The organism is Amycolatopsis sp. NPDC059021 (assembly GCF_042739895.1).
In the GTDB taxonomy this organism is placed as follows: domain Bacteria; phylum Actinomycetota; class Actinomycetes; order Mycobacteriales; family Pseudonocardiaceae; genus Amycolatopsis.
In genome coordinates this window covers 131321-156075 of sequence record NZ_JBHYIQ010000013.1, presented here as the reverse complement: position 1 = coordinate 156075, position 24755 = coordinate 131321, and the positions used below count along the sequence as shown (strand labels likewise).

Below are 24755 nucleotides of genomic sequence, written 5' to 3'. Positions count from 1 at the left end.
GGGCGGGGGGTGGGGGCGGGGGGGGGGGGTGGATACCTCGCCCCGCCCCCCCCCGCGGCCGGTGGTGTTCTCGCCCGCCTCCCCGCGCCCCCGCGTCTGGGATCAGTTGGGCACGGGCTGGCCGCCAAGCGTCACGTCGACGGTGCGCGAGTTGTTCAGCGTGAAGGTGACCTTCTCGTCCGGCGCCCGGGTCCGGATCGCGGCGATCAGCGTGTCCGCCGAGTCGATGGTCCGGTCGTCGATCTTGGTGACGACATCGCCGGGCTTGAGCCCCGCCTTCTCCGCCGGGCTGCCGGGGGTGATGTCGCCGAGCTGGGCGCCGCCGCCCTGCGCGTCCTGCACCTTGGCGCCGATATATGTCTGCGTGGCCTTGCCGGTCTTGATGATGTCGTCGGCGGTGCGCCGGGCCTGGTCGATCGGGATGGCGAACCCGATCCCGACGTTCGCGCCCTCGGAGCTGCCGCCCCGGCTCGAGGAGGACTGCGGGCTGTAGATGGCCGAGTTGATCCCGATGACCTGCCCGGACATGTTGGCCAGCGGTCCGCCGGAGTTGCCGGGGTTGATCGCCGCGTCGGTCTGCACCGCGTCCATCACCGTGGCCTGGTCGCCGTTGTTGCCGCCCGCGCGCACCGGCCGGTGCAGCGAGCTGACGATGCCGGAGGTGACGGTGCCGGTCAGCTCGAACGGCGAGCCGATGGCGACCACGGACTGGCCGACGCGCAGGTCGTCGGAGCGGCCGAGCTCCACCGGGGTCAGCCCGCTCACGTTGTCGACCTTGACCACGGCGATGTCGGTCGTCGGGTCGCGGCCGATGACCTTCGCGGGTGCCTTCTTGCCGTCCGGGAAGACCGACTGGATCTGGCCGCCGTTCGCGGCGACTTCGACGACGTGGTTGTTGGTCAGGATGTAGCCGTCGGTGCTCAGGACGAACCCGGAGCCCTCGCCCTGGGCGGTCCGCCCGGCGACCTGGAGTTCGACCACGCTCGGCGAAAGCTTCTTGGCGACGGATTCGACCGAGCCGGCGGGGGCGGCCGCGGTCTGCTGCGCGGGCTTCGGCGCGTCGAGCGCGTTGACGGCGGGCCCCTTGTTGGTGCCCGAGGTCAGGTAGCCGACGGTGCCGCCCGCGACGCCGCCCACCAGCAGCGCGACGGCCGCGACTCCGGCGAGCAGCTTGCCCGAACCGGACTTCGCGCGCCGCGGTGGCGCGCCCGGGACGTTGTAGATCGACGTGTCCCCCGGCAATCCGTGAGCGCCGGGCGGGGCATACGGATTGGGTGGCGGGGTGGCTCCAGGTTGCGTGTACGTACCTTGGGGTGTCTGGGCGCCCTGAGCCGACCACGGGCTCGGCGTGCCGTACGCGGGGTCGGCGCCGGTCATCGTGTGGTACTTCGGCTCGCTGGGCTGAGTGTATTCCGCGGGAGCCGGATACTGCGCCGCGGGACCGGGATCGGCGGGCGTGCCCGGCTGGGCCGTGGCACCCGACCAGCCGCTCTGGCCGGCTTCCGGCTGCGGCTGACCACCAGCGGCATGACTCTGAGCAGCGGGGTCGTGCGCACTGGGGTCTTTCTCGGTCATGTCCTCACCTTGCGCGACGGTCCTGAGAGGTTCCTGAGTCGAACCTGTGCATCGCTGATGAGTATCACCCCGGCTGCCCGGCCTCGCGAAGCCTTTGGGCGATCTGCTCCGGTGTCGCGTCGTTCACCCACACGGCCATCCCGGATTCCGAACCGGCGAGGTACTTCAGCTTGTCCTTGGACCGCAGCACCGAGAACAGCTCCAGGTGCAGCCAGCTCAGGTCGCGATCGCGGTGTACGGGCGCCTGGTGCCACGCGGCGATGTAGGGCAGCGGCCGGTCGTAGAGCGCGTCGCAGCGACGCAGGACCTCCAGGTACACCAAGGCGAAGTCGTCCCGCTCGGCTTCGGTGAGCGCGGGGATGTCCGGCACCTGCCGGTGTGGCACCACCTGGACCTGCACCGGCCATCGCGCGGCGGGCGGCACGAACGCGGTCCAGTGCTCGCCCCGCGCGACGATCCGCGCGCCGGAGCCCCGTTCCGCGGCGAGGACGTCGCCGAGCACCGGACGGCCGTGTTCGGCCTGGTAGGCGCGGGCGACGTCGAGCATCCGCGACGTGCGCGGCGTGACGAACGGGTAGCCGTAGATCTGCCCGTGCGGATGGTGCAGCGTGACACCGATTTCCTCGCCGCGGTTCTCGAACGGGAAGACCTGCTCGACGCCCGGGAGCCCGGACAGCTCGGCGGTGCGGTCCGCCCAGGTGTCGACCACCGCGCGGACCTGCTTGGCGGTCAGGCGCGCGAACGAGCCGTCGTGGTCGCTGGTGAAGCAGACGACCTCGCACCGGCCGCGGCCCGGCGCCACCGGCACCAGCCCCGCACCATCCACAGTGGACGATTCGCCGAGAACGTTCTGCGCGAACGACGGAAAGCGGTTCTCGAACACCACGACGTCGTAGTCGGCTTCGGGGATCTCGCTCGGCTTCCCCGGTTTACTCGGGCACAGCGGGCACAGGTCGGCGGGCGGCTTGTAGGTACGCGTCTGCCGGTGCGCGGCCATGGCGACCCATTCGCCGGTCAGCGGATCACGGCGGATCTCCGAAGCGGCCGCCACCGGATCGAGGTCGCGGGTGTCCTCGGCGAGCCGCTCGGGCGAGCCCGGCTGGTCGAAGTAAATGATTTCCCGGCCGTCGGCCAGGTGCCTCACGGTGCGTTTCACGCTTCTTCTGCCTCGGCCGTCCCCGCCGTCTCGGCGATCATGACTTCTCCCGCGCGTTCGGCGAGAATTTCCCTTGCCTGGTCGGGAAGATCGTCGTCGCTGACGACGACGTCGGCTTCGTCGAGCCCGGCGATGGTGGAGATCCCGACGATGCCCCACTTGGTGTGGTCGGCGAGCACCACCAGCTTGCGCCCCGCCTCGACGAGCGCCCGATCGGTCTCGCTCTCGGTGAGGTTGGGCGTGGTGAAACCGGGGCCGTCGGCCATGCCGTGCACTCCGAGGAAGACGACGTCGAGATGCAGTGACCGGAGGCTGTGCACGGCGACCGGGCCGACCAGCGCGTCCGACGGCGTCCGCACGCCGCCGGTGAGCACCACGGTGCGGTCCGGCTGGTTCGCGCCGCGCAGCACATCCGCGACCTGGATGGAGTTGGTGACGATGGTGAGCCCCGGGACGTGGTCGAGTGCCCTCGCCAGTGTCCAGGTGGTGGTGCCCGCCGAGATCCCGATCGCGGTTCCCGGCCGTACGAGGCTCGCCGCGAGTTCGGCGATCGCCTCCTTCTGCGTGCGCTGCCGCACGGACTTGGCCTCGAACCCGGGCTCGTCCGTGCTTTTGCCCATCACCGACGTCGCACCGCCGTACACCTTCTCGACGAGCCCGCGCCCGGCGAGCACGTCGAGATCCCGGCGTACCGTCATATCGGATACGCCCAGCCTCGTCACGAGATCACTCACCCGGACCGCGCCGGTCCGGCGAGCCTCCTCGAGGATCACCGCCTGTCGCTGCCGCGCCAGCACCGCAACTCCGTCCTCAACGCACTGTCCTGAATCGACTGCGTTCCCCGCATGAACGCCCCAACCACACAAAATCCTACACGATTCAACACAGGTTTTGCACAGGCTTCCACTGCGTTGAGCCACGAATGGCTGCCGTCCGTAACGGTGACGGGGTCAGCCCGGGGCGCCGGGCAGGCGGATCGTCAGCAGCGCACCACCTTCGGGAGTTCGCGACGCGTAGACGGTACCGCCGTGGCGTTCGACGGAATGCTTGACGATCGCCAGGCCCAGGCCCGAACCGGGCAGCGTCCGCGCCTCCGACGAACGGTAGAACCGGTCGAACACCTTGGGCAGGTCCTCGTCGGCGATCCCCGGCCCGGAGTCGGCCACCTCGACGACCGCGGTGCCGTCGCCGAGCGGGTAGAGCCGCACCCGCACGGTCGACCCGGACGGCGAGAACTTGACCGCGTTGTCCAGCAGGTTGAGCACCGCCCGCTCGAGCGCGCTGTTGTCCCCGGTGAGCACCCACGGCTGCAGCGCGACGTCGAACTCGATCTCGCCGGCGCGGCGCCGCGCCCTGTCGAGGGCGCGTTCGATGACGTCCACCATCTCGACCCGCTCGAACTGCTCCTGCGGGACGTCCTGCCGGGCCAGTTCGACCAGGTCCCCGATGAGCTGGGTCAGCTCGTCGATCTGCCCGCGGATGTCGGCCTCGATGTCCGCGCGGTCCTCATCCGACAGCGTCCGCGCGCCGGGCCTGCTCGCCGCGAGCAGCAGCTCCAGGTTGGTACGCAAGGAAGTAAGCGGTGTCCGCAGCTCGTGCCCCGCGTCGGCGACCAGCTGACGCTGCCGTTCCTGCGACTCCGCGACGGTGCCGAGCATGGTGTTGAAGCTCTGTGTGAGCCGGGCCAGCTCGTCGTCACCACTGACCGGGATCGGCCGCAGATCACCCGTGCGCGCGACGCGTTCGGTGGCGGTCGTCAGCCGGTCCACCGGCCGCAGCCCCGCACGGGCCACCGCGGTCCCGGCGGCCGCGGCCACCAGGATCCCCGCGCCGCCGATGAGGAACAGCACGACCGCGAGCTCGTTGAGCGCGCGTTTCGTCGGCGCCATCGACTGCGCCAGCACCATCGCCTGGCCGTGCCCGGACGGCAGCGCGACCACCCTGCTGTCGGTGGCGACGTCGGTCCGGATCGAACTGGCCCGATCGCCGGCGGCGACCTCGATCTCGGTGCTCCCGTATGGCGGCGCCACGCCCGCCTGCGGGTAGGTCAGGGTGATCTCCTTGCCGATGTTCAGCTGCCCGATCTGCAGGTCCGCGCTCGCCAGGAACGCGCCGGGGACCTGCTTGAGCTGCGTCTGCACCTGCGGTGACTGGACCGCCGCCTGCGCGCGGGCGACCAGGTTGTCGTCGAGCTGCTGGTACAGGTTGCTCTGCACGACCAGGTAGGCGCCGAGCGACACCAGCGCCACGGCGCCCGCCACACAGGCGGCGGCCAGCAACGTCACTCGTCCGCGAAGCGAAAAGCGGCGGGTCCCCCAGCGCGTACCGCGCGGGTCGTCCTCCATCACGTCGATGGTGGGGACGGGACCGGTCACGGCGGGGTTTCCCTCAGCACGTAACCCACCCCCCGCACCGTGTGGATCAGCCTCGGCTCGTTCTCCGCTTCCGTCTTGCGGCGCAAGTAACCGACGTAGACCTCGAGAGCGTTGCCCGAGGTCGGGAAGTCGTATCCCCATACTTCCTCCAGGATCCGGCCGCGGGTGAGGACGTGCTTCGGATAGGAGAGGAAGAGCTCCAGCAGCGCGAACTCGGTGCGGGTGAGACTGATTTCGCGGTCGCCGCGGCGGACCTCGCGGGTGCCCGGATCGAGCGTGAGATCGGCGAACGAAAGCACCTCGGAGGCCTGGTCGCCCTGGCCTTCCGGGAGGGCGCGGCGCAGCAGCGCGCGCAGCCGGGCGAGCAGCTCCTCGAGGGCGAACGGCTTGGGGAGGTAATCGTCCGCGCCGGCGTCGAGCCCGGACACCCGGTCGGACACCGTGTCGCGCGCCGTCAGCACCAGGATCGGCAGGTCGTCCCCGGTGCTGCGCAGCCGGCGCGCCACCTCGAGCCCGTCGAGGCGGGGCATCATCACGTCGAGCACCATCGCGTCCGGCCGGTTGGCGACGATCGTCTCCAGGGCCTGCGCACCGTCACTGGCGAGTTCGACCTGGTAGCCGTTGAACTCCAAGGACCGCCGGAGGGATTCACGGACGGCGCGGTCGTCGTCCACCACAAGGATGCGCATGGCGACAGTCTTACTCAGCGTGCTGAGACTCGCCTAAGAACACACACAGAACCCACAAAGGATTTTCCCGCTCCGGATCGCCTCACCCCTCGCCGGACCCTCGTGCTACCGGCGCGTTCCACCGCCGCCACAACGCCAGCATCCGGATCGCGACCACCACCGCGGCCGCCACCACGGTCACCGACCCGGGCGGCAGTAGCAGAGCGTGACCAACCCCGACGAGCACCGACCCGGCCAGTGCGGCCACGGCATAGATCTCCTTACGCAGCACGAGCGGTATTTCTCGCAGCAGCAGATCCCGCGCCACCCCACCGCCGATCCCCGTCGTCATCCCGATCAGACACGCCGCGTACACGGTCGCCCCACCCGCCAACGCGATCGTCGTCCCCGCCGTCGCGAACACCCCGAGCCCGATCGCGTCGGCGAGCAGCACGGCGCGCCGCAGCCTCGCGACCTGGGGATGGAACGCGAACACGATCAACGCCGTCGCCGCGCACACCGCGAGATAGAGCCACTTGCGCAACGTCGTCGGCGGATGGATCCCCAGCAGGACGTCCCGGATGATCCCGCCGCCAAGCGCCGTCGTCAGCCCCACCACGACCACGCCGAAGACGTCCAGCCGCGCCCGCACCGCAGCGAGCGCCCCGGACGCCGCGAACGCGACGAGCCCCAGGAACTCGAGCGCGGTGAGCAGCATCGGGCCGCTACTGGTCGAGCAGGCCACCCCGGTAGGCCAGCAACGCGGCCTGGACCCGGTTGGCCGCCCCGATCTTGGACAACACGGCCGAGACGTACCCCTTGACCGTCGCCTCGGAGAGGTGCAACCGGCCACCGATCTCGGCGTTGGAAAGCCCTTGCCCGATCAACGCGACCACCTCACGCTCCCGTTCGGACAACGAGGCCAGCAGCTTACGCGCCGGCTGGGCCGCCCGCTGCTCGTCGCGATGCGACTGGACCATCCGCGCCGCCACCCCCGGGTCGAGCACCGCACCGCCTTTGGCCAGGTCACGCACCGCCCGCAGCAACGCCGCAGGGTCGATGTCCTTCAGCAGGAAGCCGTTGGCCCCGAGCCGCAGCGCGAGGCTGACGTACTCGTCGATGTCGAACGTGGTCAGCATCGCCACGGTCGGCGGATCCGGCAGCGCCAAGATCGCCCGCAACGCCCGGATCCCGTCATCCGGCGCCCGCATCTTGATGTCCAGCAATGCCACGTCTGGGTGATACCGCCGTGCTACCTCGACCGCCGATCTACCATCGCTCGCCTCGCCCACGATCTCGATGTCCTGCGCACCCGACATCATGGCGCGCAGCCCCGAACGAACTAGTTCCTCGTCGTCGGCGAACATGAGCTTGATCAACGAAGCCCTCCGGCAGCCGGTGGAGCGATTTCCGCATCCCGTTAACGAAGGTTACCTACTGTTGTTCAGCAACCCGACACCAGACACGACCGAGTGACAGACTGCGCCAACCGGCTCAGACGCACCCACCACCCACACGGGTGACAACCTACGTAGGGCACCCCTTGACCCGCCCCCTGCACCACGCCCGCCTCGGGCCCGCTAGAGTGAGGTCGGCAGCACATGCCCTCGTAGCTCAGGGGATAGAGCACCGCTCTCCTAAAGCGGGTGTCGCAGGTTCGAATCCTGCCGGGGGCACCAACCTGATCAAATTTCTGCAGGTCAGCCCCGTTCCTCCTGCACGGTCAGCATGGAGGCACAACCGCCAAGCCCCGGGTCAGACCTATTCCCGTTGGTCTCGTACTGCGAATGTGGTCTTGTGTTGGCCGCTCTGGCGGCCCAGCCACCCGCACTACATGGATAGGCGTCGAACGCCAACACCTGCTCGGCGGAACGAGGGGGACGTCCATCAACACACCGTTCGAGGTTCTGGACCTTGTCGCTCGTCGTCGCTCGTCTGAAGGGTCTGTCAAACGAACGGTGTAACTCGGGTTGAAGGAAACTACTTGCGTCCGGCGGCCAAGCGGCCGTCGAAGGCGATCTCGAAGGCGTTCAACGCGGGTTTCCAGCGCATGGTCCAGCGTTTGCGGCCGGTGCCGGTCGGGTCGAGGCTCATGATCGCCATGTAGACACACTTGAGCGCGGCCTGCTCGTTGGGGAAGTGGCCGCGGGCTTTGACGGCGCGGCGGATGCGGGCGTTGACGCTCTCGATCGCGTTGGTCGAGCAGATCACCCGGCGGATCTCGGGATCGAAGGCCAGGAACGGCACGAACTCGGCCCAGGCGTTGTCCCACAACCGCACGATTGCCGGATATCGGCCGCCCCATTCCTGGGTGAACTCGGCGAACTGCTCTCGCGCAGCAGCCTCGGTGGCCGCGGTGTAGACCGGCTTGAGGGCCTTGGCGATCGCGTCCCAATGCTGACGTCCGGCGTAGCGGAAACTGTTGCGCAGTAAGTGAACGACGCAGGTCTGGGTGATCGTGGCCGGCCAGACCGTGGTGATCGCGTCGGGCAGGCCGGTCAGGCCGTCGCAGACGACCATGAGCACGTCGGCCACGCCGCGGTTCTTCAGCTCGGTGAGCACGTGCAACCAGTACTTCGCGCCCTCGCCGCCGTCACCGGCCCACAACCCCAGGATGTCGCGGCGACCCTCGCAAGTCACCGCCAACGCGACGTAGATCGGCCGGTTGGAGACCTGTCCGTCGCGGATCTTCACGTGGATCGCGTCGATGAAGATCACCGGATAGACCGGGTCCAGCGGCCGGTTCTGCCACTCGACCATGCCCTCGACCACCTTGTCGGTGATGGTGGAGATGGTCTGCCGCAACACCTCGGCACCATAGACCTCGGCCAGGTGCGCGGAGATCTCTCCAGTGGTCAAACCCCTGGCAGCCAAGGAGATCACCATCTCGTCGACCCCGGTCAGGCGCTTCTGCCGCTTCGCCACGATCTTCGGCTCAAAGCTCGCATCGCGGTCCCGCGGCACGTCGACCAGCACAGGCCCCACGTCGGTCAGCACGGTCTTGGAACGGGTGCCGTTACGCGAGTTACCGGTCCCGCGGCCGGCCGGGTCGTGCTTGTCATAGCCCAGGTGATCGGTGATCTCGCCATCCAGCGCGGACTCCAGCAGCCGCTTGGTCAGCTGCTGCAACACCCCGCCCTCACCGGTCAACCTCAGCCCACCGGCCTTGGCACGGTCCACCAGCCGCTCTACGAGCTGGTCATCCAGACCGTCCAGACCGGCCTCGGGCTTCGAGTCCTCAGCGTTCTCCACGCCGGACATCATGTCGGTCATCAGGTGCACTTCCATGATCGGGAGTTACACCGAACGTTTTACAGTCCCCGTCTGAACCGCATGACCGCCACGTGACACCGGAGTCAGGTTCACCTTGAGAGTGTCGTTGGCTAGCCGGATATCAGCAGTAAGTAAGTCAGCTCTACGGCGACCCGCAGCGGCGGCGTGAAAGGATCCCGGTTACTCGATCATGACTGTGTCAGCGAACTGAAAACAACGTCGCGCAAAGACTGCGTGGTCAATATCGCACGCTGGTGCTGTTCGATGTGGACGTTGATCGACTCCATCGAGTCGATGACAGCGCGCTGCACTTCTACCGGGGGTAGTGGTACCACCAGGTTCCGCACAGTGGCTGTTCGGATGTATGGGATAGCGGTATGACGTGACTGGGATATGACCCACTCGTGCACCGCAGAGCTGTTGAGGAAGTGCACGAGATATTCTGAAACGATGTCGTTTCCCCGGGGGCGCAGGCGCATACAACTAGGCCCCAGGAGCCACCCACTCTCCGCTTCCCGCACGAGGCTATGCCTGCCGAGCGTCCCCGAGCGCGGGCAAACGATGTCGCCTGACCGGAGACCATACTTCGCGAGTCGGATGGATTCCTCAGGAGAGACAGTGTCCAGCTCCTCGTGGCTGAGATGGCCGCGCTTGATGTTGCGAGGTAGCACGAGACGGGTCCAACCCTCCATCGTCACCCCGCGCTCGCGGTCTACCTCGTTGGGCCCTGCCTGAACTTCGCAGATACCGCCGAGGGGGACCGGCCGCCATTCAGTGAGGTTGTAACCGACCAACGCTGCGAGATGGGCGTCGACATCGCCGCGAACATGCTCCGTTCGCATGGCCAGCTCGGCCAACTCCTGCTGCAGCGATTTAAGCTTGGTCAGCGAATAGGTGCTGTCGTCCTTGCCACGTACGTATCGGCTTGGCTGAAGGTCGTATTCGTTTCGCCGAATTTCCTCGATGCCGACAGATCTGGCAAATCCCACAGACAGGTCGAAATTACCAGAACGACCAAAGTCGCACCAGCTCTGATACTGTCGGACAATTTTAGCCGAATCACTCTCGCGGAGAACGCGTTGAGCACGCGCACTCGTCGCACCCAAGCCGGAAGCATCGATAATAAGAATTTCCGACGGCGATGATTCACCGAGCTTGGGTCGCCGAAGGAGCCAGAGGGACACCGGGATACCTGTAGCCGCGAAGAGCCCGGCGGGGAGCCCCACTATTCCCTCGACCACGCCATTGTCGACCATCGCGCGCCGGATATCCGCATTGGCCCCCCGGCTGAAGAGAGTGCCATTCGGCATGAGCACTCCGCCACGCCCACCCGGTTTCAATGCGAGCACGGCAAGCTGGAGCCACGCGAACTCACCGGCGCGCTTCGTCGGCACACCAAAAGGCCACTTGTCCTGTTCGACGCTGTCCGGGAGGGTGATACCGAAGGGTGGGTTCGACAACACGACGTCGAACTTCCTGCCGGCGAACGCTCCCTGCGCAACCTCGGGCCCACCGAGCCGCAGCTTCGCCTCACTGCTATGCATCGACATGTTCAGCAGCGTCATCCGGAGTGAGCGTCCGTTCATCGCCTGACCGGACATCGACCCGACACCCCGCTGCGTCGCCGCCACGAGCAGTTCGCCGGACCCACACGACGGGTCGTACACGGTGTCCGTACTTTGCGGGCCGAGAACGTCCAACATGAACCTCACCACTGAGGGCGGCGTGAAGTGGCCACCGTGCCTGCCAAGATCGCGATTCATCCCCTCCAGCAGCACGTCGAACATCGACGCCGATCCCACCTTGTCCAGGTCGACCTCGTCGAAGAGCCTGACGGCCTCCACCAACTGCTGCTTGCCGGAAAAATCCAAATCGGCGGTAGTGACCAGCGGAACATCGTATCCTGGGAGGCGTATGTCGCGGAGTATCCGGTTCGCAGTCTCTGGAGACGGTTGTTGTGCGAACTCACGCCAACGTTCTCGATCTGTCGTCCGCAGGTACAACATGGCCATGATGAAGTCGAAGGCGGAGACGGGCTCGAGGTCGTTACGCAGAAGATTCATGATATGCCACAGCTGGCTCGTCCAGTCATGACGGACTTCTGCGCGAGCTTGAGCCTGCCTCGCTTGAGAGCCCCATGCGAACATGTCAGTGCCGCGGAGGAACCTGTCGCCGTAGGTCGTGCCGTGTGATTCGTCGGGGCGGAGGCTGTTGCGTGCGATCCTCCGCCGACTGAGCCAGTCCGCAACCTCGTCTGCGGCAAAGAATTCCTGTCCGGATACCGTGTTCGGCCGGGGAAAGTCGGCATGCCGCTTGCGCCAGTTGCTAGCCGCGCTGACATTGACTCCGGCCAGTTCCGCAATGTCGGTTAGGGTCACGTTCTGGCGATGCTCGGTCATGGGTGGCTCCTCGCCTATCAACGCTGCCGCAAGACTTCCGGGACCTGGTCTACCGAGCGCACGACGTCGGGCAGATCGCACGACATGCAATCGAACAGGCGGTAGATCGTGGTGTGGTCATCGATAAGATCACGCCGGTGGATCGGCTCGTAGTGCATAACGCGGTTGCGAAGTCGCAGCACTTGCTGAAGATCTGCGTACAAGGTACTGCGACGCCCCTGGTAGTTCGGGAAAGCCCGATGCAAGGCGGGAACCCACAACGCGCGGTCATACGCTCGGCTCATCAGTGACACCCAGAAGCCCAAGGTCAGCTCTGCGACGGTAGCATCCGAGTCCTGCGGTGAGCGCGGGGTCGTGACCTTCTCCTGAGCCTGCCGCACCAGGCGCCGCCCATGTTCGTTGAGCGGCGCCACTGCCCACCAGTCGGCACGTCCGAACCGAGCAAACAGCCTCTGGTGCAACGCGTTGCGCAAAGTGATCTCAGCGAAGTGAAGCAGCGGGTAGAACGCCATGGAGGCATGGATGTTCCACAAGTACAGCCGCCCTGCCGCGGCGTAGTCGCCGCCACACTCGACGAGGTACGAGGCGAACCGCGCTTCCGAGAGTGCCTTAACGATCCATCCGTCGTTGTCGTTGGCGAAAGTCATCTTGGCCCCCAGGGATCGATAGCCACAGCAGAGCCAGCTGTGGTACAGTGCACGAGTAGGCCCCAGGTCCGCCTCTGCTTCGGCATGCCGCCTGGGGCATTGTCTTTGGCGCACCCGATCTGGGATCGACGAGTCCTTCCGAGTGATCTCGCAGGAACCGTAGCGCCGATGCCTCGCCGAGGCAAGCGTACGCTCGCGTACTCAAATTTGTGAACTCCAGCTGCCGTGGCGTCGACCCACTCGGCAAGGAGTATCGACCGGGTGACCAGGTCGCCGTCCTGCTGATCCGCCGAACCTGCTCCGGACGCGACGGCTGAGAGCAGCAGAGCGAGCACACGCTCGTCGTGCACCGGAAACGTACGCGGTCGTAGACGACCAGTGATCCGGCGACAGCACGCGGTCACTGCGACGCCGGTGAGCGTTCCCGTTTCGTTGCGGAGCCCGCGCCTGGCCCGGGTATGGGCGGCGTCGAGCACGGCCGCACGTCGGAGCCAGGAACACCCCGCCTATGACGTCCAACTGCCACAACTGCATCAGTGCGTCCCGCTGCCAACGCTGGTACTTGCGCCGATGCCGACGCTCCTGCCGCTCGACAAGGTTGTTGCGCACCAGCACGCGATAGACAGTCTCCGACCCGGCGTCGGCGATATCCCCGTCTGCCCAGCTCATTGGACGATGCGCCGAGGCCCCCATCGCGGATGCGAACGACACAGCTCACACACCAGCGCTTCAACAACAGCGACCAGCCGGGGCGGGGAAGTCTTCGGCCGCCGTGACCGCGTCACCTAGCCCTGCTCACCCTCGGCCTCGAACCGCTTGAGCCAGGAATACACCGACTGCCGCGACGTCTCATCCACATAGCTGGTCACCGGAAGATCCGGCGATCTACCGACGATCACCAGACGGCAAGCATGTCGCGGGGCCAGCCTGCCCAGCATGTGTGACCGCGCGACCGCGTACCTACGAGCCGTAATCAGCCACGGGAAAGCCCGCCACTTCCAGAAGGATAGCCTCGATCTGGCCAATCCAGCGAGCAATCGCATCCGCGGTTGGTGTCAGCTCGTATGCGTGATGGTGGCAGGCCTGGCAAAGCGCAGCCCAAGCCAGATCTGCACGAGCCCCCATCTCGTCTCCGCTGAGAGCGCTGATCACGATGATCTTGGAGCGCATGTGGGCACGGCCGATCGACACTCCAAGCGCTTGGCACGAAGTCGTCACCATGCCTTCGATTGCCTGCCGCGCAAGGAACGCAGCCGATCGAACTGCCAGTCCTTCCGGTACGTGAACCGTGCCTTCGAGGACCTCCCGGGCACGGCGGAGCAACGCTTGCGTTGGAGTGGTCACGGCCGTTCCTCCAAGAGGTCTTCAACGGTCCGGCGGAGGTTACTGACAACACCGCGAGGGTCGGTGCCCACACCCGTGTGAACACCCGGTCCACAGACCCTGAGAGTGGCTTGTCGCCACGATCGATGCTCACACCACTGACTGTCTCGGCCGTCCAGCGCAAGACCGAGACGCTTACGAGTACGAGTTGCTGCTAACCACTGCGCCTCGATGACGGCTCGGTTCGCGCCAGCCGCGTAGCTGCGGGCGTAGAAGACGTCCCGCGCCGCAGCCTCGACGGCCATTCGGCACAGCCCCGGAAGCACTCTCGCCTGCACATCGGGAGGCACTGCCCGATCATTGGCGAGAGCTGTGGCGTCGCTGACGTATCGGCGTGCGGGGTCGAGGCAGAGACGGACCTCGACCGCCGAACCGAAGCCTCGGGAGATCTCCAGGATCCGCGCACCCGGAATGGCCATCCGCCTGAGCACCTCGGGCAAGCGATCGTCGTGGGAGAACACCACGACCTGCCGATCCCGCGCTATGTCAGCCAGGAGCCGGGCAAAACCGTCGATCTTCTCCGAGTCCATCGCCTGAATAGGATCGTCGAGTACGACGAAGCGGAACGGGCTGCAGTCCGCGGTGGCCCTCGGCAGGAACAGGGCCAGTGCGAGTGCGTGCAACTCACCCTGACTCATCACTCCGAGGGCGCCGGCGTGCTCACCGTCGAGCTCCGCGCGCAGTTCGACGTGACGGCGTGTTCCCTGCCCCTCCAGCGTGATCGCGCCCAGATCAACGTTGCTCTCCTGTCGGAGGGCCGCCCAGATCTCCTTCGAACGGTTGGCCAGCGGTTCAAGCCGCTCGTTGCGCAGTGCGGCCGCATTGTTCTTGACCCACTCACAGGCAGCTTTGATCGCTCGTACCGTCTTGTCTTGCGCGTCAGCTCGCGATCGGAGCTCGAGCCAGCGCGCAAGCTGTCGCGCCAATGGCGCCCAAGCGTCCTCGAGCCGCGTAATCGCCTCGGCGGCTTCAATCCTGAGCGCTGCGAAGGCCTCGACGAGTTCGAGATGCCGCTGTGTGAGGTGTTCGGCGAGCGCGAGGTCGTCCGCGGGGACATCGAGCCAGCGGCGCAAGGCCTCCTCGGCACGGGCAATCGTCGCTAGAGCGACTCCGGTGGGAGCGGCGATGGCCGGATACCGACCAATCAGCTCGCGAGCCTGCTGTCGAGCTGCGACAAGCTGCTCCCGGGCGGCACGCAGCTGAGCGATTTCGGCGCTTTCGCGTGCCAGCTCAGCCGTGGCTCGTTCGCGCCAGGCCACGTCGAGAGTTCCTTCCGCGCACACCGGACACGACTGGTCGCCGTGCGAGGAGTGGAGTTCGAGAGCTTGCGACAGCAAGGTCGTCCGCCGCTCTTCCCGTTCCGCCGACCTTGCTCCATGGTCGGCGACTGCCTGCACGCCCGCACGCAGATCAGCTACGACCTGCGAAACGCTATCCTGCAGTGGCACCGCCGCACGGCTCAAGATTCGCAGCCGAGCCAAAGGTCCCTGGTCCTGAGTGGCCCCGGTTGCCAACGCAGTGAGCACGCCAAGGTCCGGGGTCCGCTTGGCCAACTCGGCGAGCGCTGCCTTCGCCCGATCATCGTCGACGCCGGCCAAGGCAGCCTTCAACTGCTGGCCGCGTTCCTTGGTCTCACGAGCCAGCTCCTCGGCCTTCTTCAAGGCGGCGACGAGCCGCGCAGCCGCGTCGGTGATCTGCTCCAGCCCGAGGATTCGGGCGAGAGCGTCGTACAGCTGGCTCGGGCCAGCCTGCAACAGCCCACCCATCTCTTCGTAGGACAAGATCGGACGGTATACGTCGATCGCCGGGTTCCAGCCGAGCGCCGTCAAGCCGCGTTCCCGCCGCTCGCCGACCCGTTGGAGCCAGGTCGACCGGTCGGAAAGAGTGGCTCCGTCAGCCCAGTCGACGCCGACGGTCGCGGCACCGAAGTCGTCGACGGCAAGACCAACACGAATGGCGCACGGAGCAGGCTGATGCAGGTTGCGCCAGTCGGAAGACCAGTGCGCGTGCCTCTTCTGCCAGCGGTAACTGTCACCGGTCAGGGCCAGTTCCAGTGCCTCGGCGAAGCTCGACTTCCCCGACCCGTTACGACCAGTCACCACGGTGAGCCCGGGGCCCGGGTGCAATGACAACGTCGCCTCGGCTCCGATACCTCGGAAACCGGCGACTTTGATATCGGTCAGATACGCCCCGACCGGCGGCGGTCCGGGCTCCGGCAGCGGGCTTCCCCGCCTGCCGGTGTCGCCCGGCGATGTGAGCAGGACGGAGCCCAAAGCGTCATCGCCGAGCAGTGCGGCAAGGATCAGTTCTTTGGCGTCCTCGGCAAGCTCGGGGTCGGCGTCTGCCCGTTCGAGGACCAGGTCGGTCAGGGTCTTGTCGGTCACAATCGGCCACCTTTCACATCGGACCAGCTCGACGGTAGACATCCGAGGTCGCCAAGGCGGTATGACAGCTGATAAGGCGGGTTATCGGCACTCGATGTTGCACTAGCGACTCGCTCGTTAGTGTGATCGCTGTACACACGACCGGACAGGAGGGCCCTGATGGCGCACGCGACACCACAGCAGGCCCGCCTTCTGATGTCCCTGCCAGAGATCGCCGAGATGGCGGGAGTGCAACGCCCGGTGGTCACGACCTGGCGCCGCCGCCACCTGGACTTCCCGGTCGCGGCGACCACCATTGAGGGGCGACCGCTGTTCGACGGCCGCGAAGTGTGCGCGTGGCTGGTCGGCACCGGTCGCGCACAGCGCGCGGAAATCGAGCCGGACCTGCAGGTATATGCGCTCGCCGCGGTCGCGCAGCAGACGGGTACCGAGCGCCTGCTCACCACCGCCACGGCGCTGCTCTGCCTGCAGCACCTTGACGGAGAACCATTGCGAGGTGCCACTTCGGTTGAGCTGATCGAGCGAGCGCAGGCCGTGGACGTCGACGACTGCATGCTCGGCTCGGAGATCGCTGACGACCCGGACGGCGCTGCAGCACTCGTGAACGCTGTAGACGACCTCGTCGAAGCCGCTTGGGGAGCGCAGCCGGCATTCGAGCGCCTTCTCACCGTCGTGGGGCGACTCTCCGGTTCGGGCGCCGACCGATTTCATCCCCACCTACCGCACCTCATGGCAGGGTTGTCGGGCGCCTCGCGGCATACCGACCAGGCCGGATCTGTTCGCATCGCCGATCCGTGGGCGGGCCGGGGCGACCTGCTTCTGGCCACCGCGGCGCTCCTCGGTGAGGCGCACAATCCCGTGTTCGTCGCCGCCGAACGAGACAAGTGCACCTCCCGGCTCCTGAGACGGCGGCTGCGCGTACACGGTTTCCCGGCCGAAGACATCGTCGTGACCAACAACTTCGACGACGAGGTCGCTCCCCCAGACGCCCTTGTTACCGCGTTGCCCTATCTCTCAGGTGAGGAAAGATCGGTGAACGCGGCTCTCGACACCATCGACAGCCTGTCGCTCTGGCTGGCTCCTGGACGTACGGCGGTCATACTTGGCCCCGCAGAAGCACTGACGGCCGGTCTCAAGCCGTACACCGCCGAAGAGCGGCTGCGCGCGAAGCTGTTGGCCAGCGGAATGGTCGAGGCGATCTTGCGGCTCCCCGGTGGCATGGTGCCTGCCCGGCCCGGTTACGACACGGCGCTGTGGGTCCTCACCGCGAACCCGGACCCGCGTGCCCAAGGCTGGGTACTCCTGGGTGACATCTCGGATCAGGAACTGTCCGCAGAGGTGGTCGACGCGTGCACTACCGATGTGGTCACATGGCATCGCGACGGGTACCGACCGACCACACATTCCCGTCGCCACTTTGTCCAGGTCGCGGTGCGCGATCTTGTCGAACCGCCCCGTCCGCTCACGCCAGTGCCCATGCCCAGCGTGCGCGAACGCGTTGTTGTCGTGCCGCAGACCGTCGCACGGCTGAGGGAGCTTGAAGCGGTGCTCGCTCGCCCCCGGAGCACACCGGAGCCGATCGAGAGCGGCCTGGTCATCGCCGAAGATTCGAACGGTCAACGCGCTACGGTCGGTGCCCTCATGCGACGCGGCTGGTTGCGGCTGGGGCAAGGCAGCAGAATCGCCACCGAGCACCTTTCCTTGGACGGCCATCATCCGGTCCTTGGTCCGATCGACTTGTCTTCCCAGAGTTCGCCTGGCCTGATCGACCGAGCCGTGTTGGCTACCGAGTATCCTCGCGCAAGCCTCACCGAACCGGGCGACGTGCTCGTCACTCTCACCCCCGAACCAGCCGTCTACCTCGACGAGCGCGGATTTTCCGTCATCCGGTTTCCGGTCCGCCGCCTACGTGTGACACCGAACGGCCAAGCCCGATGCCCGCCCGCCGTGCTCGCCGCGCTCTTGGAGACCTCCCTCCGGGCGCGGACCGCGGGTGCCGTCCGGCCGGCGCGCAAGCTCGTCGACTGGGAGCTACCAGTCCTGTCCGCCGCAACCGCAGCGCAGCTGGATGCGCTGCTTAAACGCATCGCCGCTCAAAGACGACAAGTCCAAAGCGAATTGGATTCACTCGACGAGCTGTGGCGGATCGCCACCGCGGGCATCACGAACGCTACGTTGACCTTCCCACGATGAACAGGAGCGCAATGCCACCCCGGAAGAAGAAGCCTGAGCAACCCCAGACGATGCGGGAGTTGCACGACATCCTGTGGAAGTCGGCCGACAAGCTGCGCGGTTCGATGGACGCGGCGCAGTATAAGGACTTCGTGCTCGGGCTGGTATTCCTCAAGTACGTGTCGGACGCGTTCACCGAGCGCCGCGACCAAATCCGCACTGAACTCGTCGAGCAGGGTGTCCCGGAGACCAGGATCGAAAGCTTCCTGGGCGACCAGGACGAGTACACGGGTCACGGGGTGTTCTGGGTGCCCGAATCCGCGCGCTGGGACAACCTCGTGCGGGAAGCCGGCGACAATCCCGGCGAGAAGATCGATCAGGCCATGGACGAGATCATGAAGTCCAACGAGTCACTGACCGGGGTCCTGCCGAAGATCTTCAACCGCGACAATGTCGACCAGATCCGCCTCGGCGAACTACTTGCGCTTATCAGCGACGCCCGCTTCACCGGCCATGGCGATCGGCCTGCCCGCGACGTGCTGGGCGAGGTCTACGAGTACTTCCTGGAGAAGTTCGCCCGCGCCGAAGGAAAGCGTGGTGGCGAGTTCTACACGCCGAGTTCGGTGGTCAAACTGCTTGTGGAGGTGCTAGAGCCATACTCGGGGCGCGTCTACGACCCGTGCTGTGGATCCGGGGGCATGTTCGTGCAGGCCGAGAAGTTCGTCACCGCCCATCGAGGTCGCCGCGAAGACTTGTCCGTGTATGGCCAGGAGGCCAATGAACGCACCTGGCGGCTGGCGAAGATGAACCTCGCCATTCACGGCATAAGCGGCAATCTCGGCCCCCGCTGGGCCGACACCTTCCGTGAGGACAAACACCCCGACGTCAAGGCCGACTTCATCCTGGCGAATCCGCCGTTCAACATGTCCGACTGGGCTCGTCGCCCCGACGACGCCCGCTGGCGCTACGGCACTCCGCCTGCCGGAAATGCGAACTTCGCCTGGCTGCAACACATCGTGTCCAAACTGCGCGAGACGGGCAGTGCAGGCGTGGTACTCGCGAACGGCTCCATGTCGTCACAGCAGTCCAGCGAAGGTGACATCCGAGCCGCCATGGTTGAAGCGGACCTCGTGTCGTGCCTCATCGCCTTGCCTCCACAGCTGTTCCGTACTACACAGATCCCGGCATGTCTGTGGTTCTTCGCCGCGAACAAGGGACCACAGGGCTCGAAGCGGCTGTCCGAGCGACGAGGCGAGATCCTGTTCATCGACGCCCGCAACATGGGCGTCTTAGTCAACCGCACCGAACGCGAACTAACCGCGGACGAGTTAGCCAGGATCGCCGGTACCTATCACGCCTGGCGCGGCACCAAATCTGCTCGTGAAGCAGGCTTGAAGTACGAGGACGTCGCTGGCTTCTGCTACTCAGCTACCACTGAGGAAATCCGCACCCACGACCACATTCTTACTCCTGGTCGCTACGTCGGCTCTGCCGATCTGAACAACAACGACGCCGAACCCGTCGACGAAAAGATCGAAAGACTAACGAAGCAACTCTACGCCCATTTCGACGAATCAGCCCTCTTAGAGAAGGTCGTCCGTGAACAGCTGGGGCGAATCAATGACTGATCCGATCCGGGCAAACTTCGGCCAGTTGATCGAAGACGGTCTTTTAGAGATCGGCGACGGCTATCGAGCCAAGCTAGAAGAGTTGGGTGGCACCGGCCCGATATTCATGCGCGCTGGATGCATGAAAGCAAACGGATTTGACTGGTCAGAAGCCGAGCGATTCAATGTAATGTCGGTGTCGAAATATCAGACCAAAATTGGCCGCATCGGAGACACGGTCGTCACAACAAAGGGCAACAGCGTAGGTCGCACAGCCTACGTAGGACCCGACATTCCAGCATTTGTTTATTCTCCACATTTGAGCTACTGGAGAAGTCTGGATCGAGGAAAGATTATTCCAGAATTCTTATATTACTGGTCAAGAGGAGAAGAATTCTCCCGCCAACTCCGCGCCCTCGCCCATGGAACAGACATGGCACCATATCTCAGCCTTACCGACCAGCGCAGGATGCTCATCAGTCTCCCCCCTCCTTCAGTTCAGCGCGGGATCGCATTCACCCTTCGTGCACTAGACGACAAAATTGCCGTCAACGATCGAATCGCCGACTCATACGAGGCCATTGTAGCGTTTCATTTCGAGCAACTCGGCTCAGACATTGAGGCATCGTATGGGTCGGTGCCCGCTTCGGAAATGGTCGAGTTTAACCCAAAGACCGCTGCGCCAATTCGAACCGATGCAGTATACCTTGACATGGCAGCACTGCCCACCAAAACCGCACGAGTCCGCAATTATAGCCGTAGGCAGCCAAAGCCAGGGACGCGTTTCCGAAACGGTGACACTGTAATGGCACGAATCACTCCATGCTTGGAGAATGGGAAAACCGCATTCGTCGATTTCTTGCCGGAAGGAGAAATCGGAGTTGGTTCAACTGAATTCATTGTAATGCGGCCTCGACCTGGGGTTCCTGCACACTTCCCTTACTTTCTTGCACGCAGTCAGCGATTCCGAACCATCGCAATCAGGAACATGGTCGGTTCGTCGGGCAGACAACGAGTATCCGCCGCCCAGATGCAAGATGTTCCTCTAGTGCGCCCGAAGACCAGCGAGCTGTCCAAGTTCGACGAAGTGGCTTCACCGGCATTCGCCCACATGAAGTCGCTAGGCCAGGAGTCGAAGACATTAGCCGAACTCCGTGACTTGCTCCTACCTAAGCTCATGTCCGGAGAGCTACGAGTCAAAGATGCCGAAAGACTGGTGGAGGACATGGTATGAACGGCGACTACTCCGAAGCCGCTTGGGAGGAACTCGCCCTCGAAGCGCTCGGTGAGCTCACTTGGCACCTGACCGAAGGCAAGAAGATCGCCCCAGGCTCAGGCGAGCGGGAGTCCTGGCAGGACCTGGTCCTTCACGACCGGCTTAGGCGCGCGGTCGCGCACCTGAACCCCGAACTGCCCACCTCAGCCGTCGACGAAGCCGTCAAGATACTGGTCACCGCGACCTCCAGGGACGCGAAGGCGGAGAACCGGCAGGTGCACGAGTACCTGACCAAGGGTATCCGCAAGGTCGTCTACACCGACTCGTTCGGCGCAGAACAGAACCCGACCATCCGCGTCATCGGCGCCGAACGAGCCGATAACGACTGGCTGGTAGCCAACCAGGTCACAGTCGTGGATGGCGAACACAAGCGACGCTTCGACGTAGTCCTCTACCTCAACGGACTACCCATCGCGATATTAGAGCTCAAGAAGGCCAGCGACGCCCATGCGGACTTGTCCGGGGCACACGCGCAAATCATGACCTACGTGGATGAACTGCCGCTGGCGTTCCGCTACAACATGGTCTGTGTAGTTTCCGACGGGATCACCGCGCGATACGGCACCGCGTTCAGCTCTTTCGAGCAGTACTTGCCGTGGAACGTCAACGAAGAGGGCAAGCCGGTCAAGCAACCGCCGACGGACGACTCCGAGCTGGCGCTGAACCTGCTGCTGTACGGCCTGTTTGACCAAGACCGCATGCTCGATCTTCTTCACAACTACGTCGCTTTCGCTGACGACGAGCACGGCGTGGTGAAGCGAGTCGCACGACCGCATCAGTACTTCGCCGTAACCAAGGCAGTCGACAAGACCGTCGAAGCCGTGCGTGGACACGGGTTGGGCGGCGTCGTCTGGCACACCCAGGGATCGGGCAAGTCCATCGAGATGGAGCTCTACGCCAACCAGGTGCTCAAGCACCCAGCGCTGGGCAACCCGACCATTGTGGTCATCACCGACCGGTCCGACCTCGACGACCAGCTTTTCACGACGTTCGAAACCAGCGGGCTGCTGCCGACCAAGCCCCTCCAGCTGAACTCACGAAGCCAGTTGCGTGAGGAACTCGGCAACCGCACCATCGGCGGCATCCTGTTCACCACCTTGCAGAAGTTCGGCCGTACCAAGGAAGAAAAGGAGTCCGGACGCAGTCATCCGCTTCTGTCGGAACGGCACAACATCATCGTCATCGTCGATGAAGCCCACCGCAGCCACTATGACGACCTCGACGGCTATGCCCGGCACCTGCACGACGCTCTGCCCAACGCCACGATGATCGCGTTCACCGGCACGCCGATCTCCGGTGTGAAAGACACGCGCAAGGTCTTCGGCGACTACATTGACATCTACGACCTGACCCGTGCGGTGACCGACGGCGCGACCGTGCCGGTGTTCTATCAGAGCAACCATATTCCGGTGAACCTTCCCGAGGACATCGACCCCGAGATCATTGACGAACGGGCCGACGACGCCACCTCTGGTCTGGACGACGCCGAACGGATCCGTATCCAGCGGGCCGTCGCCGCGATGAACGAGCTTTACGGTGCTCCGGACCGCCTGCGCGAACTCGCCAGACATATCGTGAACCACTGGGAAGAGCGCTCCGGCCAGATGCGCAAGTTCATCGGGGCCAACGGCAAAGGCATGATCGTCGGCGCAACCCGTGAGATCTGCGCGCGGCTGTACGACCAGATCATCGAGCTGCGACCGAAATGGCACCACGCCGATGTCGACAAGGGGCTCATCAAAGTCGTCTACACGGGTGACGCCACCGAAAAGAACACGGTCATCAAGAAGCACATCCGCCGGCCGTCACTGAACAAGGCCATCCAGCAGAGGATGCGCGAGATTGACGATCCGCTCCAGCTGGTGATCGTGCAGTCCATGTGGCTGACCGGGTTCGACGCGCCACCGATGCACACGCTCTACCTCGACAAGCCTATGCGTGGTGCGGCACTGATGCAGGCGTTGGCACGGGTCAACAGGACGTTCCGGGCCAAGGAGGACGGGCTGCTCGTCGGTTATGCCCCGCTCACCGAAAACTTGTACGCAGCGCTCGCCGAATACAGCGCCACCGATCAAGAGACCAAGCCGCTCGGCCGAGACATCGACGACGCATTGGCCCAGGTCCGCGAGCTCTACGAAACGATCTCTTCCATCATCCTCGCCCGATTCAACTGGCGTGCGGGGCTGGCCTCCGGACACCCGAAGGCGTTTATCAACACCGTACTCGGCGCGGTGGACTACCTACGCAGCCCGGACAACCCCGACAACAAGATCGAAGGCGAAGAGCTGTCGGCGGCGGAGCGGTTCCGGCAGGCGTCGGCAAAGCTGGCGCGGTTCTACGCGCTGTGTTCGTCGACCGGTGAGATGAACCCCTACCGCGACGGCATCGCGTTCTTCGAGGCGGTCCGGGTGTGGATGGCGAAATTCGACGCGGAGGAGCGCGCCGCCAGCGGCAAGCCGATCCCCGCCGACGTCGCGTTGTATCTGCGGCAGCTCACGGCGGGAGCGATCGAAGCCAGCGGCGTGACCGACCTTTACGAGGCCGCGGGGTTACCCAGGCCGAACCTGTCACATCTGGACGACGAGTTCATCGCGCGGATGCAGGCGGCCCGTAATCCGCACCTGGCGATCGAAGCCTTGCGGCGGCTGATCGAGCAAGAGATGCGCAAGGTCACCAGGCACAACGTCGTGCGCCAGCAGAGCTTCTCCGACCGACTCATCGAACTGATGAACAAGTACACCAATCAGAACCTGACCGCAGCCCAGGTGATTGCCGAGATGGTCGCCATGGCCAAGGAGGTTTCCGCCGATGGCCGTCGTGGTGAGCAGTTCAGCCCGAATCTGACAGCTGATGAACTGGCGTTCTACGACGCGGTCGCACAGAACGAGTCGGCGGTCGGCGAGATGGGAGTGGGCAAACTGGCCGACATCGCGCGTGACCTCGTGCGGTCGCTTCGTCGTGACGTGACCACTGACTGGGTGTCCCGTGACGATGTCCGCGCAAAGCTTCGCAGCACCATTAAGCGTCTCCTTGCCGTCCACGGCTACCCGCCCGACGCAGAGCCTACGGCTACGCAGCTGGTGCTGACCCAGATGGAGACCTTCGCCGAGGAGTGGTCGCCGAACAAGGACTGACCTCCATCCGACGTACACGGTCACACCATCGGACGACTTGCATAAACTTGGAAAACTTTGTAATCTCCAAGTGTTCGAAGTAGTCAATGAGCGGAGCCGTGATGAAGACCTACCCCGTCAAGCTGGAAACCGACGTGTTCGAGTACCTGCAAGAGCAGGCGCGTCCGTTGGAGAGCGTAAGCGATGTCCTGCGGCGCCTGCTGAAGCCGGGTAAGCCTCGCCCCAGGAAGGTCAATGAGCCGCCGAGTCATATCGTGCGACGACCCGGCGCCTTGACGCCACTACTCGAAGCCGGTGTACTCGAAGCCGACGACGACCTGGTTCACGAACAGCCCCGCAAGGGCTTGGTTCACCGGGGAACAGTCACTGCCGACGGCTGGGTCCGGGTCGGTGAACAGGACTTCCCCCAGCCGTCTCCGGCGCTAAAGGCCTGCGTCGGACATGAGATCAACGGCTGGGCCAAGTGGACACACCAGCGCTCCGGTCATTCACTCGAAGCACTCCAAGCAGCACTCTGACCGAAAGACAACCGGGCGCGCTCTACGGCCCTTCAACGGCTCTGAACGGAACCTCGCCGAGGGGGGGGGGGGTTTTTTTGGAAGTTAGTGGGCGGAGGGGGGGGCGGGGGGGGGCGCGACGGGGGGAACAGAAACCAACCACCCGCCCCCCCGCGCCCCCGAGCCCGCCCCCCCCACACCACAACCCC

18 protein-coding genes and 1 tRNA gene are annotated in these 24755 nt (G+C 65.1%); 6 read left to right on the top strand and 13 right to left on the bottom strand.

The features are described from left to right. Nucleotides 1–102: 102 nt before the first annotated feature. From ACFWX1_RS10780 to ACFWX1_RS10750, 7 genes are all read right to left on the bottom strand, one after another. A complete protein-coding gene (locus ACFWX1_RS10780) occupies nucleotides 103–1575 on the bottom strand; it encodes a trypsin-like peptidase domain-containing protein (RefSeq protein WP_378386024.1) in 1473 nt (490 codons plus the stop codon). Nucleotides 1576–1639: 64 nt separating this feature from the next. Further along, nucleotides 1640–2731 carry a galactose-1-phosphate uridylyltransferase gene (gene galT, locus ACFWX1_RS10775; protein WP_378386022.1) on the bottom strand — a complete coding sequence of 364 codons (1092 nt, stop codon included), beginning with the start codon at nucleotides 2729–2731 and terminating at the stop codon, nucleotides 1640–1642. Continuing rightward, nucleotides 2728–3528, bottom strand: coding sequence for a DeoR/GlpR family DNA-binding transcription regulator (locus tag ACFWX1_RS10770; RefSeq protein ID WP_378386021.1), 801 nt, complete (start codon nucleotides 3526–3528; stop codon nucleotides 2728–2730). Before ACFWX1_RS10770 ends, galT begins: the two co-directional genes overlap by 4 nt. A gap of 153 nt (nucleotides 3529–3681) precedes the next feature. Beyond that, nucleotides 3682–5076, bottom strand: coding sequence for a sensor histidine kinase (locus ACFWX1_RS10765; protein ID WP_378386044.1), 1395 nt, complete (start codon nucleotides 5074–5076; stop codon nucleotides 3682–3684). A gap of 26 nt (nucleotides 5077–5102) precedes the next feature. Next, a complete protein-coding gene (locus ACFWX1_RS10760) occupies nucleotides 5103–5795 on the bottom strand; it encodes a response regulator transcription factor (protein WP_378324331.1) in 693 nt (230 codons plus the stop codon). 82 nt (nucleotides 5796–5877) lie between these two features. Continuing rightward, nucleotides 5878–6492: a trimeric intracellular cation channel family protein gene (locus tag ACFWX1_RS10755; RefSeq protein ID WP_378386019.1), complete on the bottom strand. Its 615-nt coding sequence runs from the start codon at nucleotides 6490–6492 to the stop codon at nucleotides 5878–5880. Nucleotides 6493–6499: 7 nt separating this feature from the next. Then, a complete protein-coding gene (locus ACFWX1_RS10750) occupies nucleotides 6500–7153 on the bottom strand; it encodes a response regulator transcription factor (RefSeq protein ID WP_247058120.1) in 654 nt (217 codons plus the stop codon). Between the two features lie 224 nt (nucleotides 7154–7377). Between ACFWX1_RS10750 and ACFWX1_RS10745 the strand changes: the two genes are divergently transcribed. Beyond that, nucleotides 7378–7453: transfer RNA gene (locus ACFWX1_RS10745), tRNA-Arg, on the top strand. Nucleotides 7454–7754: 301 nt separating this feature from the next. Here the strand turns inward: ACFWX1_RS10745 and ACFWX1_RS10740 are convergent. The 6 genes from ACFWX1_RS10740 to ACFWX1_RS10715 all read right to left on the bottom strand — a co-directional run bounded on the left by ACFWX1_RS10740 (nucleotide 7755) and on the right by ACFWX1_RS10715 (nucleotide 15860). After that, the gene (locus ACFWX1_RS10740) at nucleotides 7755–9035 is read right to left on the bottom strand and encodes an IS256 family transposase (protein WP_378386042.1); all 1281 of its coding nucleotides are present in this window, start codon (nucleotides 9033–9035) and stop codon (nucleotides 7755–7757) included. Between the two features lie 200 nt (nucleotides 9036–9235). Then, the gene (locus tag ACFWX1_RS10735; RefSeq protein WP_378386018.1) at nucleotides 9236–11446 is read right to left on the bottom strand and encodes an N-6 DNA methylase; all 2211 of its coding nucleotides are present in this window, start codon (nucleotides 11444–11446) and stop codon (nucleotides 9236–9238) included. A 17-nt stretch (nucleotides 11447–11463) separates the two neighbouring features. After that, complete coding sequence (locus ACFWX1_RS10730; RefSeq protein WP_378386016.1) at nucleotides 11464–12093, bottom strand: hypothetical protein; 630 nt, start codon at nucleotides 12091–12093, stop codon at nucleotides 11464–11466. 785 nt (nucleotides 12094–12878) lie between these two features. After that, the gene (locus ACFWX1_RS10725) at nucleotides 12879–12992 is read right to left on the bottom strand and encodes a helix-turn-helix domain-containing protein (protein ID WP_378386014.1); all 114 of its coding nucleotides are present in this window, start codon (nucleotides 12990–12992) and stop codon (nucleotides 12879–12881) included. A gap of 61 nt (nucleotides 12993–13053) precedes the next feature. Then, a complete protein-coding gene (locus ACFWX1_RS10720; protein ID WP_378386013.1) occupies nucleotides 13054–13437 on the bottom strand; it encodes a hypothetical protein in 384 nt (127 codons plus the stop codon). Then, nucleotides 13434–15860 (bottom strand): AAA family ATPase, encoded by a 2427-nt coding sequence (locus ACFWX1_RS10715; RefSeq protein WP_378386011.1) that lies wholly within the window; start codon nucleotides 15858–15860, stop codon nucleotides 13434–13436. Before ACFWX1_RS10715 ends, ACFWX1_RS10720 begins: the two co-directional genes overlap by 4 nt. Before the next feature lie 159 nt (nucleotides 15861–16019). On the opposite strand from ACFWX1_RS10715, the gene ACFWX1_RS10710 reads away from it, so the two are divergent. The 5 genes from ACFWX1_RS10710 to ACFWX1_RS10690 all read left to right on the top strand — a co-directional run bounded on the left by ACFWX1_RS10710 (nucleotide 16020) and on the right by ACFWX1_RS10690 (nucleotide 24567). Next, on the top strand, nucleotides 16020–18053 hold the full coding sequence (locus ACFWX1_RS10710) for a hypothetical protein (protein WP_378386010.1): 2034 nt from the start codon (nucleotides 16020–16022) through the stop codon (nucleotides 18051–18053). Between the two features lie 50 nt (nucleotides 18054–18103). Next, nucleotides 18104–19660, top strand: coding sequence for a type I restriction-modification system subunit M (locus tag ACFWX1_RS10705; RefSeq protein ID WP_378386040.1), 1557 nt, complete (start codon nucleotides 18104–18106; stop codon nucleotides 19658–19660). After that, a complete protein-coding gene (locus ACFWX1_RS10700; protein ID WP_378386008.1) occupies nucleotides 19653–20873 on the top strand; it encodes a restriction endonuclease subunit S in 1221 nt (406 codons plus the stop codon). The genes ACFWX1_RS10705 and ACFWX1_RS10700 overlap by 8 nt, the downstream gene beginning before the upstream one ends. Next, entirely contained in the window at nucleotides 20870–24049 is a 3180-nt protein-coding gene (locus ACFWX1_RS10695) for a type I restriction endonuclease subunit R (protein ID WP_378386006.1), read from the top strand. Before ACFWX1_RS10700 ends, ACFWX1_RS10695 begins: the two co-directional genes overlap by 4 nt. A gap of 101 nt (nucleotides 24050–24150) precedes the next feature. Then, nucleotides 24151–24567 (top strand): hypothetical protein, encoded by a 417-nt coding sequence (locus ACFWX1_RS10690; RefSeq protein WP_378386038.1) that lies wholly within the window; start codon nucleotides 24151–24153, stop codon nucleotides 24565–24567. The last annotated feature ends 188 nt before the right edge of the window (nucleotides 24568–24755 follow it).

Coding starts and splice junctions, on each gene's coding strand:
- ACFWX1_RS10710 (WP_378386010.1), top strand. CDS start 16,020: ATGGCGCACGCGACACCACAGCAGGCCCGCCTTCTGATGTCCCTGCCA.
- ACFWX1_RS10700 (WP_378386008.1), top strand. CDS start 19,653: ATGACTGATCCGATCCGGGCAAACTTCGGCCAGTTGATCGAAGACGGT.
- ACFWX1_RS10765 (WP_378386044.1), bottom strand. CDS start 5,076: ATGGAGGACGACCCGCGCGGTACGCGCTGGGGGACCCGCCGCTTTTCG.
- ACFWX1_RS10690 (WP_378386038.1), top strand. CDS start 24,151: ATGAAGACCTACCCCGTCAAGCTGGAAACCGACGTGTTCGAGTACCTG.
- ACFWX1_RS10730 (WP_378386016.1), bottom strand. CDS start 12,093: ATGACTTTCGCCAACGACAACGACGGATGGATCGTTAAGGCACTCTCG.
- ACFWX1_RS10780 (WP_378386024.1), bottom strand. CDS start 1,575: ATGACCGAGAAAGACCCCAGTGCGCACGACCCCGCTGCTCAGAGTCAT.
- ACFWX1_RS10695 (WP_378386006.1), top strand. CDS start 20,870: ATGAACGGCGACTACTCCGAAGCCGCTTGGGAGGAACTCGCCCTCGAA.
- ACFWX1_RS10740 (WP_378386042.1), bottom strand. CDS start 9,035: ATGTCCGGCGTGGAGAACGCTGAGGACTCGAAGCCCGAGGCCGGTCTG.
- ACFWX1_RS10755 (WP_378386019.1), bottom strand. CDS start 6,492: ATGCTGCTCACCGCGCTCGAGTTCCTGGGGCTCGTCGCGTTCGCGGCG.
- ACFWX1_RS10760 (WP_378324331.1), bottom strand. CDS start 5,795: ATGCGCATCCTTGTGGTGGACGACGACCGCGCCGTCCGTGAATCCCTC.
- ACFWX1_RS10705 (WP_378386040.1), top strand. CDS start 18,104: ATGCGGGAGTTGCACGACATCCTGTGGAAGTCGGCCGACAAGCTGCGC.
- ACFWX1_RS10735 (WP_378386018.1), bottom strand. CDS start 11,446: ATGACCGAGCATCGCCAGAACGTGACCCTAACCGACATTGCGGAACTG.